The sequence below is a fragment of the Actinoalloteichus hoggarensis genome (genome assembly GCF_002234535.1).
Taxonomy (GTDB): domain Bacteria; phylum Actinomycetota; class Actinomycetes; order Mycobacteriales; family Pseudonocardiaceae; genus Actinoalloteichus_A; species Actinoalloteichus_A hoggarensis.
This window is the reverse complement of sequence record NZ_CP022521.1, coordinates 4,929,413-4,946,469: the sequence shown is the minus strand read 5'-3', so window position 1 is coordinate 4,946,469 and position 17,057 is coordinate 4,929,413. Positions and strand designations below refer to the sequence as shown.

General features: G+C 68.3%; 16 protein-coding genes. 14 read left to right on the top strand and 2 right to left on the bottom strand.

The window, feature by feature from the left end:
* Positions 1 to 158: 158 nt before the first annotated feature.
* From AHOG_RS21085 to AHOG_RS21025, 14 genes are all read left to right on the top strand, one after another.
* Positions 159 to 377 (top strand): RNA-binding S4 domain-containing protein, encoded by a 219-nt coding sequence (locus tag AHOG_RS21085; RefSeq protein WP_093942889.1) that lies wholly within the window; start codon positions 159 to 161, stop codon positions 375 to 377.
* Between the two features lie 153 nt (positions 378 to 530).
* Complete coding sequence (locus AHOG_RS21080) at positions 531 to 3,191, top strand: CRISPR-associated endonuclease Cas3'' (protein ID WP_157736958.1); 2,661 nt, start codon at positions 531 to 533, stop codon at positions 3,189 to 3,191.
* Positions 3,178 to 3,582, top strand: coding sequence for a hypothetical protein (locus tag AHOG_RS21075; protein ID WP_093942887.1), 405 nt, complete (start codon positions 3,178 to 3,180; stop codon positions 3,580 to 3,582). The genes AHOG_RS21080 and AHOG_RS21075 overlap by 14 nt, the downstream gene beginning before the upstream one ends.
* Positions 3,583 to 3,715: 133 nt before the next feature.
* Positions 3,716 to 5,395 carry a type I-E CRISPR-associated protein Cse1/CasA gene (gene casA / locus AHOG_RS21070; RefSeq protein ID WP_093942886.1) on the top strand — a complete coding sequence of 560 codons (1,680 nt, stop codon included), beginning with the start codon at positions 3,716 to 3,718 and terminating at the stop codon, positions 5,393 to 5,395.
* Positions 5,392 to 6,054: a type I-E CRISPR-associated protein Cse2/CasB gene (casB, locus tag AHOG_RS21065; RefSeq protein WP_093942885.1), complete on the top strand. Its 663-nt coding sequence runs from the start codon at positions 5,392 to 5,394 to the stop codon at positions 6,052 to 6,054. The genes casA and casB overlap by 4 nt, the downstream gene beginning before the upstream one ends.
* Entirely contained in the window at positions 6,055 to 7,287 is a 1,233-nt protein-coding gene (cas7e, locus tag AHOG_RS21060) for a type I-E CRISPR-associated protein Cas7/Cse4/CasC (protein ID WP_093942884.1), read from the top strand. It begins immediately after the preceding gene.
* Positions 7,284 to 8,054 carry a type I-E CRISPR-associated protein Cas5/CasD gene (cas5e, locus tag AHOG_RS21055; protein ID WP_093942883.1) on the top strand — a complete coding sequence of 257 codons (771 nt, stop codon included), beginning with the start codon at positions 7,284 to 7,286 and terminating at the stop codon, positions 8,052 to 8,054. Before cas7e ends, cas5e begins: the two co-directional genes overlap by 4 nt.
* Complete coding sequence (cas6e, locus tag AHOG_RS21050) at positions 8,045 to 8,725, top strand: type I-E CRISPR-associated protein Cas6/Cse3/CasE (protein WP_093942882.1); 681 nt, start codon at positions 8,045 to 8,047, stop codon at positions 8,723 to 8,725. Before cas5e ends, cas6e begins: the two co-directional genes overlap by 10 nt.
* A 266-nt stretch (positions 8,726 to 8,991) precedes the next feature.
* Complete coding sequence (locus AHOG_RS21045) at positions 8,992 to 9,957, top strand: NB-ARC domain-containing protein (protein WP_157736957.1); 966 nt, start codon at positions 8,992 to 8,994, stop codon at positions 9,955 to 9,957.
* Between the two features lie 275 nt (positions 9,958 to 10,232).
* Positions 10,233 to 10,598: a hypothetical protein gene (locus AHOG_RS28810; protein ID WP_157736956.1), complete on the top strand. Its 366-nt coding sequence runs from the start codon at positions 10,233 to 10,235 to the stop codon at positions 10,596 to 10,598.
* A gap of 25 nt (positions 10,599 to 10,623) precedes the next feature.
* Positions 10,624 to 11,637 (top strand): hypothetical protein, encoded by a 1,014-nt coding sequence (locus AHOG_RS21040; protein WP_157736955.1) that lies wholly within the window; start codon positions 10,624 to 10,626, stop codon positions 11,635 to 11,637.
* Positions 11,638 to 12,161: 524 nt separating this feature from the next.
* The gene (locus AHOG_RS21035; RefSeq protein WP_245856361.1) at positions 12,162 to 13,349 is read left to right on the top strand and encodes a cytochrome P450; all 1,188 of its coding nucleotides are present in this window, start codon (positions 12,162 to 12,164) and stop codon (positions 13,347 to 13,349) included.
* An 874-nt stretch (positions 13,350 to 14,223) separates the two neighbouring features.
* Positions 14,224 to 14,388, top strand: a complete 165-nt coding sequence (locus tag AHOG_RS28805) for a hypothetical protein (RefSeq protein WP_157736954.1) — start codon at positions 14,224 to 14,226, stop codon at positions 14,386 to 14,388.
* Positions 14,360 to 15,538, top strand: a complete 1,179-nt coding sequence (locus AHOG_RS21025; protein ID WP_342746038.1) for an NAD-dependent epimerase/dehydratase family protein — start codon at positions 14,360 to 14,362, stop codon at positions 15,536 to 15,538. Before AHOG_RS28805 ends, AHOG_RS21025 begins: the two co-directional genes overlap by 29 nt.
* 562 nt (positions 15,539 to 16,100) lie before the next feature.
* Here the strand turns inward: AHOG_RS21025 and AHOG_RS21015 are convergent.
* Complete coding sequence (locus AHOG_RS21015; RefSeq protein ID WP_093942875.1) at positions 16,101 to 16,703, bottom strand: GTP-binding protein; 603 nt, start codon at positions 16,701 to 16,703, stop codon at positions 16,101 to 16,103.
* Positions 16,684 to 17,055, bottom strand: coding sequence for a DUF742 domain-containing protein (locus AHOG_RS21010; protein WP_093942874.1), 372 nt, complete (start codon positions 17,053 to 17,055; stop codon positions 16,684 to 16,686). The genes AHOG_RS21015 and AHOG_RS21010 overlap by 20 nt, the downstream gene beginning before the upstream one ends.
* Positions 17,056 to 17,057: the final 2 nt, after the last annotated feature.

Sequence of the window (17,057 nt, the reverse complement as noted above, 5' to 3'; positions counted from 1 at the left end):
AGGCGACGCCGCTCGTCGCGGGCACCACCACCGGCTGCCTGCTTGCGCGGGTGCTGTGCTCGGGGCAGGGCCGTGGCGGCCGGGTCGAGCGCGGGGACGAGCCGGTGGGGCGGGGGCCGTGTCGGCGGGGCCCGGGCGGTGAAGGGCATGATGAGCCCATGCGCGACGTGGAGATCCAGGACGACGGCATCCGGCTGGGCCAGTTCCTCAAGTTGGCCGACCTCGCTGCCGACGGCGGCGACGCGCGCGAGCTGCTCGGCGCGGGCGAGGTGACGGTGAACGGCGAGCCCGAGTCCCGACGCGGCCGACAGCTCCTTCCCGGCGACGTCGTCATGGTCGGCGAGGACAGGGTGCGGGTGTTCGCGCCGGGGGCGTGAGGTCCTGCTCCGTCGTGCGCGATGGCGAGAATAATTGTGAGCGCAATGACCTAATTCGGTGCAGTTCACTCTTTAGAGTTAATTTCTCCGTCGTGGGCCGAATTCTCCTGGAATCCACCCGAATTGTCGGGTCGCTCCTCTAGCTTCCTCGGCGTGATCGAGGATCATTCAGCATCGCCACCGCGATCGTCCGTTGCCCGGGACGGTGATCGCGATCTGTTGCGGGCCTGGGCCAAGTCGGCGAACGAGTCGGTACCCCACCCGCTGATCTGCCATGCCCTCGATACGGCGGCGGTCGCCTATCGACTGTATCCGCTGCTGCTCGGACCCACGGTCCAAGCCGAGATGACGGCGGCCTTCGGCCGGTTCGGCGGCCCGGGCGGCGCGGAGGAGAACGCTCGCTGCTGGGCGGCCGTCCTCAGTGGGCTTCATGACCTCGGCAAGATCGCTCCAGCGTTCCAGGCCCTGCGGATCGATCTAGCGCTCCGGTCGCATGCCGATGCACCGACGGAGCCTGCCCTGCGACGGGCGGCGCAGCCGAAAGGCGCCGTCCGAGTCGACCCGCCGCACGGCTGGGTCACCCAACTGCACCTGTCTCGGATGTTGAGGGAGGTGAAGGCGCATCGGTCGATGATCGAGGCGATCGCCTGGGGACTCGGCGGACATCATGGATACATTCCGGATGCCGCCCGTCGCGCCGAGACCGGCGCCATGATTCGGGACAACGGAGGAAGGGACGAGGAGCAGCGGGCCCGGAACCTGGTCGGGCGACTGCTCGAACTCTGGAAGCTGCCCGCGTGGGATTCGCTTCCCTGGCGCACTGAGAACTCCACGGCGGAGATCGGCCTGGCGGGCGCGGTCGGGCTGGCCGGACTCACCTCGGTCAGTGACTGGATCGCCTCGGATCGAGACAACTTCCCGTGGGTCGGCCCTGACATCGAGCTGGTCGAGTACGCGCAGGGCACCGACCCGCAGGCGGTCAGGGCAGTGACGAGGCTGGACTGGACGCCATGGCGACCACCCGAGAACACGGGCTTCACGACGCTGTTTCCCGGCACCGAGACCGAGCCGACCGTTCCTCGCCCGGTGCAGGTGGCAGCGGAGCGGCTGCTCGACGGCGTGACGGAGCCGGGCCTGCTCGTGGTGGAGGCACCCACCGGCGAAGGGAAGACCAGGCTGGGCATCCAGGCTGCGGCCGTCCTGGTACGCAGGCTTGGCTTGGCCGGCATGTACCAGGGCATGCCCACCCGGGCCACCGGCGATCAGGTCTTCACCGAACTCGACGACCTGGTCACGAATCACCAGCCCGCCATGCGGGTGCGTCTCTTACACGGCGCCGCCGATCAGCATCCGAGGATTCAGGCGCGAATCGCGGCGGCAGGCGGCCCGAAAAGGCGTCGCCGTCCCGTCGTGGTCGCGGACGTCGACCGGGATCACGAGGACGAGCCGCAGGGGGCGGTCCCGGAATGGTTCGTGCGCAACCGAGGCATCATCGCCCCCGTCGGCACCGGCACGATCGACCAGATGTTGATGGGCGTGATCCGCTCGAAGCACGTCTTCGTTCGGCTGACCGGACTGTCCAACAAGGTATTGATCCTCGATGAGGTGCACGGCTACGACCTCTACATGTCCATCCTGATCGACCGGTTGCTCCATTGGGCGGGCAGGCTGGGCGTGCCCGTGATCCTGATGTCGGCGACGCTGCCCACGAACCGGAAGAACGAGCTGATCCGAGTCTGGCGAGCGGGACGGCTCGGACTGCCTGTCGCGAAGGTCGACCTGGTGCAGGTTGCGTCCTCCTACCCGGAACTGACCTGGGCGGATGCAGGCGGGGTGCGCACCTGGAGGGACATCGAGCCCGCGTCCGGGGCGGCGAGGGTTTCGCAGCGCAACGGCAATCGCGTCATCGCGGTCGATCTCGACACGCTCCCCGACGACGACGATGTCGACGCGCGGGCGGACTGGCTGCTCGACGAGGTCAAGGCCGCGCTGGACGCGGGGCAGGACATCGGGATCGCCGTGGTGCACAACCTGGTGCGGCGAGTGAAGGCGACAGACGAGGCGCTTCACCGGGCGTTGTCCCGACGCGGCGGTCGACACGGTTTCGGCGGGCTCGAACGGATCACCATCACCAGCCATCTGACGGCGGCCGAGCGCGCCGCGGCGGAAGAGAGACTGACGGCCCGGTTCGGCCGGGCAGCCACCGAGACCGGCCCCACCATCGTGATCGGCACGCAGGTCCTCGAACAGGGCCTCGACCTCAGCTTCGACCTGATGGCGAGTGATCTCGCGCCGATCGACAGCCTGATCCAGCGTGCGGGACGGATTCGCAGGCACGAGGACCGGGGCACCGAGCCGCTGTTCGTGCGGCTGGTGGTGATGGGCGCTACCCGGACGTCGAAGGGCGTGGAGTTCCCGTCGCACACCGTGCGGATCTATCCCGCGCTGCTCCTGCTTCGCACCTGGTTGTTACTCGCCGCCCTGCCGCGTGCGCACGGCGAGCAGAGCGAACACAGGGACCGCAGCGGCCTCGGGCCGTCGGAGGGAGATCGACTCATCCACTGCCCAGCCGATCTGCGCGGCCTGGTCGACGGGCTCTACGCCGAGGAGTTCGACCAGCCGGTGCCGCCGGAACTCGCGGCGGCCTGGAAGAAGGCCACGGCTGCCGCGGCTCTGGCGCGGGACGACGCCCATCGCGCTGACAAGGTCCGTGTGCCGCAGCCCGTCGGCCAACTCGTCTTCGGCGGGTTGACGGGTAATCCGACGTCGGCGAATCAGACTCGCAAGAAGGGGCGTCCGGATGACGCAGGATGACCGGGGCCGTGCCGCGGATCGTGTGGAGCCTGCCGAGCTGCGTCTCGTGATCCTGCTCGCGGACGACGTCACCGAACCGGCCACCCGCATAGGGGAGCAGTCCGCGACCCCACTGGCGGGAGACACGCCGCTGGTCCTCCACCGGTTCGGCGAGCTGACCGAGGAGATGGAGACCGCCCTGTGGAACTCCTCCCTCCGCCTGACCCCACCGTATGAGTTCTCGGCGGCGGTCGTCGACGCACTGGCCGAGCTGCCGACGCCTGCCGCCTTCGTGGACTCCGGTTGGCTGGGTGGATACCGGGCTCTGGTCCTGCCCCCTGACGGCGTCGCCATCGGTGGTGCGCGCGTGCGGTACGAGAAAGGCCTGGGGCTGCTCGTCCGGGAGTATTAGGTGATCACCGCAGGCGGCTCAGCAGCTCGACCGGGTCTGCGAGTCCTGCGGCCCTCCTGGGTGCGGAGTCTGCCCGCGGACGCACGAATTCCTTCCGTCCGAATCTGCTCCTTGATCGATCGACAGTCTTCACATGTGGGGTGAGATGCGATTCAACCTTCTTGACGAGCCGTGGATTCCCGTCGTGACGCTGGAGGGAGCCTCCGTCGAAGTCGGCCTCGCCGATCTGTTCGGTCGGTCCGGTTCGCTGTGCAGGCTGGTCGGGGCGTCGCCGACGATGACGGCCGCCCTGTATCGACTGGTCCTGGCCGTGACACATCGAGTCTTCCGGCCTGCGACGGATGAAGACTGGGCGCAGCTGTGGGAACGTGATGACCTGCGTACCAGGCAATGGGAGGACTTTCTGGCACGCGATCGGAATTCATTCGATCTCTTCCACCCCGAGCGGCCGTTCCTGCAAAGCCGAAGTCTCTCCTCCGTCGCCCCGTCGGGTATTGCTCGGTTGGTGCCCTTTCGGGCGAGCGGCAGTAATGCCACGCTCTTCGACCACACCACCTCGGCCGACAGACTGACGCTGAGCCCGGCCGAGGCAGCCCGATGGCTGGTGACTCTGCAGTGCTACGACCCGGGCGGGCTGAAGTCGGGCGCCTATCCGAAGGCACCGAGATCCTCGGAACGGGCGCCCGCCAACAACTTCGGCTGTGTGGTGGTGGAGGGCGGCACCCTCAAGGAGACGCTGCTCCTCAATCTCCTCTCCTACGATCCCCTGATCGACCAGCCTCCCGGGACTGGAGTACAAGACCGCCCGAGCTGGGAGGACACCGAGGTCGGCGGTCCGGAGCCCGTCGAACGGACGCCGCTCGGCTGGACCGACCTGCTGACGTGGCCCTCGCGGCGGGTACTGCTGACCACCGACGGCGACCCGGACGATCCGGTGGTCGACGGCGTCGTGATCACCCCGGGAACCAGGCTGCGTCCGGTCGCCGAGGACCAGGAACACGAATGGATGGCGGCGTTGCGCAGGCCCATAGTGCGGGGCACGGCGCGGGGGAACTCCAAGCGGTATCCCGTTCGGCTGGAAGAACAACGGGGAGTCTGGCGCCATGCCGAGGAGCTGTTGCTGGCCGCCGAGCAACGTCGGAACATCGAGCAGAGCGATCGGCGACGGCCCGCCGCACTGGACGCGATCGCCCGGCGGACCGAATACGGCCTGCTGCCCGAGGATGCCGTCTTCACCCTGCGTGTCTTCGGCCAACAGCTCGACAGCAAGCAGGCCGTGGTGCAGACCTGGCTGGAGGAGTCGGTGCCCGCACCGGTCGCCCTGCTGCGCACGGAATCGGAGCGGGAACGGCTCGGTGCGGTGGTCGGCCATTCCTGCCGCCTCGCCGACGACGTGGGATTCCTGCTTCGGCGGCTGGACAAGGGATACCGCGAGGACTTCGCCGTGAAATCCCCGCCCGCGTTGGAGGTGTCCTACTGGCCGCAGCTGACCGCGCCGTTTCACACCTTCATCCTCGACCTGGGTGCGGCGATGCGGTCCGACCGGAACGGTTCCCAGGAGCATGCCGCCGTCGAAGCATGGCGTCGCGCGGTGGCCCGCGTCGCCAACGCCGCGGCCGACCGCTGGGTGTACGGCGCGGCCCGACGGGGTGCCCGAGAGCTTTCCCTGGCAGGAAAACACGACGGCCGCTTCCGCGCCGAGTTGGGGACGCGGCTCGTGCTCTACCGACGAGAGGTCGGCGCGTTCCTCTATTCCGATGATCGGCGCGAGCAGCGCACTGATCACCGCCCCGACGAGGGAGAGCCCACGTGACGACGGAGACGCAGGCCACCCGGCGTGCCAGGAATCGCGATGTATTCACCGACTCGCTGTACCTGCTGCACTCGAAGCTGAACTCCGAGAACCCTTATCTGGTGTCGGAGGCGCGTCGGGCGCTGGCCTCGCTGCGCCGGAGCCTGTCCGGCACACATCAGGCGTCGCACGCCTACCGACTGGTCTTCGACGCGCTGCCCGCGGAAGGGGAGCAGGAGGCCTGGCTCCTGGTCGGCGGCCTGTTCGGCATCCATCCGCAGCCGCGGCAGGCGCGGGGGCGCGACAGCAGCCGCACGCTGGGGATCGCCATGCGCGACCTCAAAGGGGATGGGGAGAACACCATCGACCGCCGGTTCGAGCAGCTGCTCGGGGTCGACCGGCGAAACCTCCCGCACTACCTGCGTCACATGGTCCAGTTGCTGCGCAGCAAGAAGATCGCCCTCGACTACGGGCTGCTGCTCGACGACGTGATCGTTCTCCTCGGCGAGCGCACCGAGGAGGCGACGAAGCGGCGGGTCCGCCTCGCCTGGGCGCGGGACTACCACCGGCCCCGACTCCAGCCAGCCGATCCGGAACCGGACGGTGACGTCGATCCAGCAGGCGAGCCCGCCGACAGCCCCGCCGATTCCGCAGGCTCCACCATCGACACGGAGAACTGAATGATCATCGAACTGCACCTGCTCCAGTCGTTTCCGGTGAGCAACCTCAACCGCGACGACATGGGCCAGCCCAAGACGGCCACCTTCGGCGGAGCCGTTCGGGGCCGGATCTCCAGCCAGAGTCTGAAACGTTCCGCCCGGCAGTACTTCACCCAGAACGGGCTGGCCGAGGAGGAGACCGGTGTTCGGACCAAGCGCCTCCTGCACCAGGCGGCGGCCCGGTTGACGGAGAAGAACCTCGGCCCCGAGGAACACACCAGGCTGATCGTGGCGGAAGGCCTGGCGACGCTGGGCTTCGGCATCGACCGCAGCACCCAGCTCACCGAATACCTGCTCTTCGTCGGGCGGCAGGCCTCGGAGTTCCTGGCGCAGTACTGCATCGACAAACAAGCGGAGTTGATCGCCAAGGTCGAGGAGAAGGCCGCCGCCGCGGCCAAGGCCGAGCAGAAGAAGTCGGCCGCCAAGGACGGCACACAGCCCCCCGCGAAGCCCGCCGCCAAGGCCGCGAAGATCAAGCCGTCGAAGGAACAGCTCGAAGCGGCGGCCAGGGTCCTGGACGCGCGTCGGGTCGCCGACGTCGCCCTCTTCGGGCGGATGATCGCCGACAACAAGGGTTTCAACGTCGATGCCGCCTCCCAGGTCGCACACGCCATCTCCACCCACGCGGTGGCCTCGGAGTTCGACTACTACACGGCCGTCGACGACGAGAAGCCCGGGGACGCCTCCGGCGCCGACATGATCGGCACGGTCGATTTCAACTCGGCCTGCTACTACCGGTACGCCAACGTCGACCTGGGCCAGCTCGGCACGAACCTGGGGGGCGACGGTGATCTGCTGGCCCGCACCGCCCGGGCCTGGCTGTATGCCTTCGTGCAGGCTCGGCCCAGCGGCAAGCAGAACTCGATGGCCGCGCTGACCATGCCGCACGCGTTCCTCGGCGTGGTGCGGGACAGCGGGACGTGGAACCTGGCCAACGCCTTCCTCAAGCCGGTGGACAGCCTCGATCTGATGACCGACTCCACTGAGCGGATGCTGCACCATTTCGGCTCGCTGCGCCGCTTCTACGGCGACACCGCGATTCGTTCGGTCACCGCGGCCACGGTCTCCGGCGACCTGCCGCACGTCGCCGTCGACGACGTCGCACCGAGCCTCGACGACTTCGCGAGCCGGGTGCTGACCACGGCGGGCGTCTCGCCTCGGGAGCAGCCCGAGACCTTGGTTCCGGCGCCGTGACGCTCTCGCTTGCGGTGTGCTTCGACGCGCCGATGCAGTCCTGGGGCACGAGATCCGCGTATATCAAGCGGGACACCGCCCGGGAACCGACGAAGTCCGGGGTGGTCGGCGTCGTTGCGTCCGCGATGGGGATCGACCGGGACGACCGAGCGTCGATCGCCGCACTGGCGGAGTTGAGGCTCGGCGTTCGCGTCGATCGGGAAGGACTACTGGAAGTCGACTTTCACACCGCACAGAACGTTCCGAACACCGAGGGCGGCGGGCATCGCACGGTGGTCAGCCACCGCTATCACCTGTCCGATGCACTGTTCCTGGTGGTTCTGGCGGGGGAGGGGCCCGAACAGGAGGCGCTGTTGCTGCGGGCCGAGGCGGCGCTTCGGTCTCCGGCGTGGCCGCTGTTCTTCGGCCGTAAGGCCTTCGTCCCGTCCCGGCCGCTGCTGGGCGAAGGTTCGGCGGAGGCTCCGTCCGGCTGGGGCCTGTCGGAGCGATCGCCGGCTGCGGTCCTCCACGAGCACCCGTGGCTGGAGACCGGCGTCAACCGCGCCCGGATCAGCGCTCGCCTTCACGGTGCAGGCGATCCGGATCCGCCGCCCCCGCTTCGAGCCGTGATCGACTGCGACGCCACCGACAAGAACGCCGAGATCCGCTCCGACCATCCACTGTCCTTCGCCCGGGGCGATCGCCGTTTCGCCAGCCGATCCTTCACGACGCTTCACATCCCGCTCACGCCAGCCATGATCTCGCCGGGAGACCGCCCGTGTTCCTGAGTCGACTCACCGTCGACGTGACCTCGCGGAACTTCCGCCTGGACTACGCCGACGTCCATCAGATGCACCGCACCGTGATGTCGGCCTTCCCCGACCTCGATGTCCAGCGGACCGCCCGCCAGCACTGCGGGGCGCTGTGGCGACTCGACGAGCACGAGCGCGGCTTCGTCCTGCTCGTGCAGAGCAGGCTGGAACCGAAGTGGGCGGCGCTGCCCGCCGATTACCTGGCCGCCCCGCCGGACGTCCGTTCGCTCGATCCGTTCCTACGGCTGATCGCTCCTGGTCGCAAGATCGGTTTCCGACTGGTCGGCAATCCCACTCGGGCGATTCATCCACCGGACTCCGTGTCGGGGAACAGGGGGCGCGGCAAGCCCGTGCCGCAGCGGCTGCCCGCCAAGCAGGTGGAGTGGCTGGCGCGGAAGGGCGAGCAGCACGGCTTCGTGTTGCCGGTGGGCCGCGACGGTCAGGCGGACGTCGCGCCCGCGCCTCGGCCGAGCCTGCACGGCCGAACAGACGGGAACAAGATCACCATCGAGCCCGTCCGCTTCGACGGGCATCTCGTGCCCACCGACGTCGAGGCCTTGCGTGCGGCGGTCCTCGGCGGGATCGGGCGGGCCAAGGCCTACGGGTGCGGCCTGATCAGCCTGGGGCCCGCGCGGGAGGCGGGATGAGGTGAGGCCACCGCCGGTGCCGCCGGGCTACACGTGACGGCGGCACCGGCTGGTGCGTGACCGACCACGATCCGCCGTGCTTGGCATTGTCGAATCACCATCGAATGGGTATTCGATTTCCGGGACAGCCGACGAATTCGGCCTCGGCCCGCGTGTATCGAGGACATCGTGGATTTCACCACTATGATCGATCGTCAGCGTGTCGGTGGGTGCGGCATGGTGGGCGGACGGCTTCCGGCGTGTCCGCGGGTAGCGGTGGGGGGATCATGGAGGAGGATTCCGAGCAGCAGAGCATCGGCGTGGTGAATGCCCTCGCCGGCACGGTCTTCGGCAGTGCGGTGCAGGCAGGTCCGATACACGGTGGATTTCATCTGCACACCGCTGAAAGGCCGGATCAGATCACGATTCCCCGGCAGATGCCGTTCGGATCGAGTCGCTTCACGGGCCGGGTCGAGGAACTTCGACTACTCGACGGAATGCGATCCGACAGCGCCGGTCGATTCATGACCGTCGTCTCCGGCCTGGGTGGAGTCGGGAAGACGACGCTGGCCGCCCACTGGCTGCGACAGCTCGCCGACGAGACACCGGACGGGCAGCTCTACGCCGACCTCGGCGGGTCCGGCGGCGGCGAGCCGGTCCCACCGGCCCGAGTGCTCGCGGGCTTCCTCCGGGCGCTGGGCGTCGCCGACGAACGGATTCCGGACGATCTGTCGGAGCGTGCGAGCCTGTTCCGCACGATGAGCGCCGACAAGGCCGTCGCCGTGCTGCTGGACGACGCCGCCACCGCGGCCCAGGTCCGACCGCTGCTGCCGTCCTCCGACCGGTCCGTGGTGGTGGTGACGAGCAGGGTGCGGCTCATCGGGCTCGGCATGGACGGTGCTCGTTTCGTCGATCTGTCGCCGTTGGACGACACCGGCGCCGTGGAGCTGCTGACACGCTTCGTCGGCGAGGAACGCGCTTCGGCGGAACGAGAGGCCACGGCGAAGCTCGCCCGGCAGTGCGGGGGCCTGCCCGTGGCGTTGTCGGTGGCCGGTGCGCGGTTGGCCGCCCGCCCCCGGCTCCCGGTCAGCCGCGTGGTCGACGAACTCGACGCGCACGACAGCAGACTGAGTCGGCTGTCGGTGGAGTCGGTGTCGGTGCAGACGATCTTCGACGTCGCCTATGCGAGTCTGCCCGCCGACGCCGCACGATTCGGCCCTCACCGGTGTCGACCGCCCGCGTCTCCACGATGACCGACTCGGTGGACAACTCCGTAAGGCGGTCACGTGGCGCCCGATCGTTCTCAGCCGCCAGTACGCACCCCCTGGCATGTACCCGCTTATGCAGGTGGATTGCAGATTAGCCTGTCAAGGTTAATCGAACCCGCTGAACGGCCCTGTGTCGAACGGGCATGTGGATGAACTCTAGAGGTGACCTGCCGTGGTCGACGAATCTCCCCGCCTGCGGCCGTCTGATCGTCGTACAGTGGTCTCGTGGCCAGGATGTAAAGGAGAAAAGGAAGGGTTCGATGTCGGGATTTGACGTGGTCCCCGAAGACGTGGCTTACGCGGGTAGGTGTATCGAAGAATTCGCGGAAAAGTCGTCGGCGGCGGCCAAGGAGGTCGGGGAGGTCGACGTCTCTGCCGGGGTGCCCCTTCCTGGATTGGACGATCTCGGGCTGGGGGACGGTTATGGTGCTAGCGACGCCGGTCATGTATTCGGAAGTTCGCTTGGATATGATTCGTTCGCCTGGGCTTATCAGCGGTGCGTCGCTGATGTTCGAGGGTATTTGCACGAGCTGGTGGAGTGTGCGGAGGAGACGGCTGCGGCCCTGAATGCGGTCGCCAACACCTACGAACGAGTCGACGAGGCTGGGGCGGCAGGTACTGTCTGATCTGGCTGTTATCCAGGGGGAGAGTGTGACCGAAGGAATCTTCACCGATGGGGACTTCGACGGAATTCGTCGCGAACTGCGCGGGCCGGCGAATGCGGCTCTCAATGCTATCGATCTGCTTCACCGGGTAGGAAGATTCGAGCACCTGGAGGGAGAGCTGGCTGCCGGCATCGATGCGCAAGTGCGAGATGATGGACTGAAGGCACTGCGGATATTCCGGGCTTTTTCGGGTCCCGATGTCGATGGAATGGGAGAATTTCGCAGTCATCTGCTCGGTGTCTACCGGGATTACGAGGATGCGGAGATCGAATTCCGGGAAGCCTTGAGAATTTCCGAGGATTGGCGAGGTGTGGCGGGTATTGCTGCCCGTAGGCATATCGACAAGTTGCAGAAGAGCTATGAGCAGGGCCTGATCGGCATTGGGCACATCATGTCTGGAATCGTAGCCGTACAGGACGCCATTCACGTCGCTCGGGAGGATCTGTCTCTTCTGGCGGAGTCGTTTTATGAAGCTGCGGAAGAATATCGAGAGACGCGGTCGCAGACCGATGTGAACTATGCCGGTCGGATCGCTGGTAATGGTATCGGGGGTGCCCTGACCGCGATCCTGATGGCTCCCAAGAACTTCACTATCGCCGGTGTGGCTGCCTCTGCCGTCGGCGTGGCTCTCACGGGGGAGCTCAGCAGCGCTTTGGGGTCGGTGTCTGGCGGTGATCCCGATAAGATAATCGATTCATTCTTCAGCGATGCCGACTTGATCCGGACGTCCTTGGATGAGGTGCTGGAACCTGCGCGCGAGAGTATGACTGAGAGCATCGGAGATCTGAGTCCTGTTCCACGTGTCCCGGACGCTGGTTTCGGACCCGAGTTCCAGCAGGCCGATTATGGTGTGGCCATCTTGTCAGGGCTGATCGGCGAGCCGTCGGGTAGTACGTCCACCCTTGTCGCCAGCCCTGCCGAAGACGACTCCTCTGTTGCAGAGGATTACGGTTCGGGTTCGATTCGCGACCGCCTTGCCGCGTCGCCCGAGACGGCATGATCCTGCTCCGCTATTGCGCGCCCACAGGTTCGATGCGAAGGCGATTGCGAGCGTAAGGCTCTCCGCAGGGTCGTGTGGATTCGAGAGTTCGAGGGCCGACTCTGAGGAGAGCCGACGACTGTGGTGGCGACTGTCGTTGCCTTCGTCGCGCCATCGGTCTTCTTCCGGGCCTTTCGTCGGTGGTTTGCCACGGAGGCTGCACTGCCGAGTACGGTGACGGTGAGACTCACCCGGTCCAGGAGGCCGACCACATGCTCCGGGGAGTCCGAGTCCGCGCCACCGCCGTGACGGACCTGGACGGATGCGACGACGCCGTGATTCCGCCTCGCCGTGTCACCGCGGACGGCCCTCGGCGCGCGGCGGCGTCTCGCCGCGCGCCACGCCTTCGGCCCCCGCAGGTCAGGTGTGCGCCGATTCTGACCGGACGGGTGAATTCCCTCGTGGAAATGATTACCGTTCGTGTAGCTTCCTGTTCGGATAGTGACATCTTCTCGCCTGAGACCCGCGTGTATGAAGGAGCTTCCGTGACGGCCCCTGTCCAGTTGTCCATCGAAGACGCTCGGCCGCTCCACGTGGACCCGATACTCCGGCAGCTGCAACGCCTGAGCCCCGTCCACCGGGTGCGCACCGCCTCGGGGAGCGCCGCGTGGCGGGTCACCGGCTATCGGGAGGTACGGCAGCTGCTGGAGGATCCCCGCCTGGGCAGGTCGCATCCGGACCCGGACAACGCCGCGCGCACCGGTGAGGCCGCCATGCTGGGCAGGCTTCGCGGCAGCCACGAGACCGAGAAGGCCGACCATCTCCGGATGCGCACGCTGCTGCGCCCACAGCTGGCACCCGGTCGCGTCCGGTCCTGGCGGCCGCGAGTGGAGGAGATCGCCGCCGAACTGCTCGATGAGCTGGCCACACGGCGGCGACCGGCGGACCTCAACACGGCCTTGGCGCAGCCGCTGCCCGGCAGAGTGATCGCCGAGGTGCTCGGCGTGCCGGTCGCCGACCGCGAACGGTTCCAGGCCTGGACTCACGCCGCCGGCTATGTGAAGGACCGCGACCACTCCGAGCAGGGCTTCGCACGGCTCGTCGACTACGGCCGGGAGCTGGTCGCCCGCAAGCGTCGTGAGCCTGCCGACGACGTCATCTCCCGACTCTGCGCCGCCGAGCCGGTCGACGGCGTCGAACTCGACGACGAGGCCGTCGCGGTGTTGTCCATGACCCTGCTGTTCGGCGGCGAGGCCACCGTGATGGCCATCGGCCTCGGCGTCCTCACCCTGCTGTCCCACCCCGCGCAATGGGGACTGCTGCTGGCCGAACCCGCCCTCATCCCGGCGGCGGTGGAGGAGATCCTGCGGGGAATGGACAAGGGCGGCGACGGAATCGCCCGCTACGCCCACACCGACGTCGACATCGCGGACATCACGATCCGAGCCGGGGAACTCGTCCTGCTCGACACCGGCGCCGCCAACCATGACGACACGGTCTTCGTCGACCCCGACCGGCTGGACGTCACTCGCCAGGCCGCCTCCCACCTCGCCTTCGGGCACGGCATCCACTACTGCATCGGCACGGCGCTGGCACGCCTCGAACTACAGGCCGTCCTCGGCCTGCTGATCCCGCGGTTCCCCACGCTGCGGCTGGCCGTTCCCGTCGAAGAGCTGCGCATCGATCGCGACATCCTCGCGGGCGGCCTCACCGCCCTCCCCGTCACCTGGTGATCTGGTGCCGCCTGCGACGGCCGACCGCGCAGCCGGGCGGTCGGCCCGGCGGCCGCGGGGACGCATCGCGAGCTCGGTACGCGGCCGCGACGGTGCTCGCAGGCCCAAGGCCCGGCCGCTGCTTCGGGAGCGGCCGTCGGACGACGCTCGACGACGTCTCCACCTGTTCGGCGGCGGCCGGTCCGCCGCCGTGGGGCACACACGATCTCGGGCCGTGGGCACGCGGTTCCGACGCGAACGACGATCGCGGTCGGGCGTATGACGGGCGACCGGGCGCACGGCGGGGAATCCGACCCGACTCGCGTGATCGATTCCCGTCGTCGGCGGCGGAAACCGTGGAGATCGTGCCGGTGCGGTGAATTTCGTGCCGTCGACGATTCCGCGTCGCGATCGCTCCCGCCTGTCGATCCGATGTGGACTCGACGACGTCGTCGCGCGGATCCCGGCCGACGCGCGTCGTCGAGGCGCCGTGGCGGCGGGCCGTCGACAGCCGTGGCCACGGCGTCATGCCTGCCGCCCGGTCGGACCTGGTGACCTGCGACGATCCACGAGCCGCCCGGCGACGGGCCGCCGGCTGCAGTCCTTTGTAGACGGGCATGACGTCGGGCGGGGACGGCCCGCCGGACCGGTTCCCCCGATCGAGCTGTTCTGTCACGTGCTGACGCGGAGACCGTCCGGCTCGGTCTCCTGCTGCTAGTGTTGACGCGATTCCCAGGTGACCCGGTGGTGGTGCGCAGCGTCGCGCCGCGAGAATCACCCGCCCGCGTCGGGCCGCCATGATCCGTCGATTCCGCGAAGCAGCGATCTCATGGCTCACGACGTCAACGGACATCCGTATTGTCCGCACCGGGACCCGTGCCGACGATGGTGGTGCGTGCACCGGTTCCTCGTCGTGCTGCTCACGATCTGGACGTTGATCATCGGACTCGTCGCGATGACCAGCGGTCCGACCCACAGTCTCGAGCGGGGCGCGGTGGTCTGTCGTGATCTCGACGGGGACGGCATCGTGGATGACGTCTCCTGCCGGACGATCTGGTGACGGGTGCGCGGACCTGTCGGCGTGGTCGCCGCCCGCTCCCTCCACCGCGGACCGCGCCGACGGGCCATCGTCACGACGGGATGGTGACCAGCGTCTCACTGTCTGCGGTGCTCGTGCGGATGAGGAGGGGAGCCGCCACGATCGTCTTATGGGCGGGCGATCGAAGGCTTTGGTCCTGGGCGGAACGGAATTCCTGGGAATTCACCTGGTGACGGAACTGATCGACGACGGCTGGGAGGTGACGCTGTTCAATCGCGGCGTCACCAATCCGGATCTGTTCGCGTCATCGGCCCGACTGCGTGGTGACCGGGACTCCGACGTCACCGCGCTCGCGGGGCACGAGTGGGACGTGGTCTACGACCTGACGGCGTCGCACCCCGAGCAGATCACCCGCAGCGCCGAGCACCTCGCGGGCCACTGCGGCCACTACGTCTTCATCTCCACGATCTCGGTCTACGACGGCTTCCCCGAGCCGGGCATCACCGAGGACGCCCCGCTCGCGACGATCGAGGGGCCGGTTCCCGCCGAAGTCGACGGCGACTCCTACGGGGCGCTCAAAGCACTGTGTGAGCGGCGAGTCGCCGCGCTGTTCGAGAGCCACACGATCGTCCGTCCGGCGATCATCGCCGGCCCGCACGATCCCAGCGACCGGTTCACGTACTGGGTGTCGCGACTGAGCACGCCCGGACCGCACCTCGTGCCGCCGGTCCTGGACACGCCCGTCCAGTACATCGACGCCCGTGACCTCGCCCGATGGCTGGTCGTGCTCGGCGCCACCCGGGTGCGTGGCGTCTTCAACGCCGCCGCGGCACCCGTGCGGTTCGCCGACCTCCTCGACGCCGTCGCGGAGGCGGTCGACACTCCGCTACGGCCCGTCCAGTTGACCGAGGAGCAGCTGGCCGCCGAGGAGGTGCGCCCCTGGTTCGACCTGCCGCTGTGGCTGCCGCCCGCCGAGGCGACCATGCGCGGCTTCTTCGGGATCGACTCCTCGGCGGCGGCCGAGGCAGGGCTGCGACACCGCCCGATCGGCGAGACGGCCCGGGACACGCTGACCTGGCTTCGGGGGCGGAACGCCGAGGTGCCGCTCCTCCTCGGCCTCAGCCCGGAACGGGAGGCCGAGCTGGTGGCCGAGTACGGAACCGACGCCTGATCCCCCCCGACGGCACGCGATCGAGGCCGCCGGCGTGTTCACGCCGACGCCGCTCGCCGTGGTCGGCCGCCCGAGAGCGCCGGGCCCTGGGACGGCCGCCGTGCTCGGCCCGGGGCGGTCGGACGCGCTCCGGTTCGTCCTCTGTGCCTGTCAGACCACCGGCGTCGCGGCGCGGCTGGACCCCTGTCGCGCCGACGATGTCGGTGAGTCACAGCGTCGAGCGCCGCCGCGGGCCACGTCGCCGACCGATTCGACCCGCTGACGACGGCCCCGGCGGCCAACTCGTCACATTCCTCGCCGCGGCCTGCTCCCGACGCCGTCTCGGTCGGACGCTCCTCGGTCGCCGGCGTGGTGGCGAGTGTGGTCGACGGCACTGCGTCACCCCGGCTTCGCGCAGGCGGCGACCCCGTCGGCGCTGATCGGCGGCCCATCGGGCCAGGCGTGCCGTGTCCGATGGCCGACTCCTCGACCCCGTTCGGGGCCGCGAGATCGAGGAGCCGCACGGTCGTCGTCAGCGGATCGAATCGGCGGCCCGCATGCCGCGGCGGCAGGCGCCCCCGCCTCAGCGGACGGCGATGGACCGCCTGGCGGTGTCCACGACGTGCTCCATGAGCGTGGTGAGCACCTGCTTGCCGGATTCGCGCTCGCGGGCGTCGCACAGCTGGACGGGGATGCCGGGATCGAGGTCCAACGCGTCCCGAACCTCCTCGTCGGTGTAGACGTCGGCGTCGTCGAAGCAGTTGACGCCGATGATGAAGGGAATGCGGTTGCGCTCGAAGAAGTCCACCGCCGGGAAGCAGGTGTCCAGCCGTCGCGTGTCGGCGAGCACCACGGCGCCCAGGGCGCCCATGGCCAGCTCCTTCCACATGAACCAGAACCGATCCTGGCCCGGGGTGCCGAACAGGTAGAGGATCAGTGACGGGTTGATGGTGATGCGACCGAAGTCGAGAGCCACGGTGGTGGTGGACTTGCCCTCCACACCGGACAGGTCGTCGGTGCCGACGCTCATCTCGGTGAGGTTCTCCTCGGTACGCAGCGGTGAGATCTCGCTGACCGAGCCGACCATCGTCGTCTTGCCGACCCCGAAGCCGCCGGCGATCAGGAGTTTCGCCGAGGTCACGCCGATGGTCGAGGATGGAGGTCTGTCAGAGGTCACGGAGGCCATTCAGTACCGCCTGGAGTAGGTCCATGTCGGGGGTCTCCACCGGGGGCGGAGGGTCCTGGAAGATCAGGAAGTCATGGTCGATCAGATCGCCGATCAACACCTTCGCCACCGCCAGGAGCACGTCGAGCCTGGCGGCGATCTCGGCGATCGACAGCGGACGTCGTTGGCACATCCGCACGATCTCGGCGGACTCCCGATCGAGGGTGACGGCATCGGAGTCCGGCTTGATCGCGACCACCAAGGTGATCATATTCAGCTCGTGGCGACCGCTCGGCGCACGGCCGCGGGTCATCGCGAAGGGCCGGACCAACGGACCGGCCTCCTCGTCGAACCAGGACTCGCTCCCGTCCATGA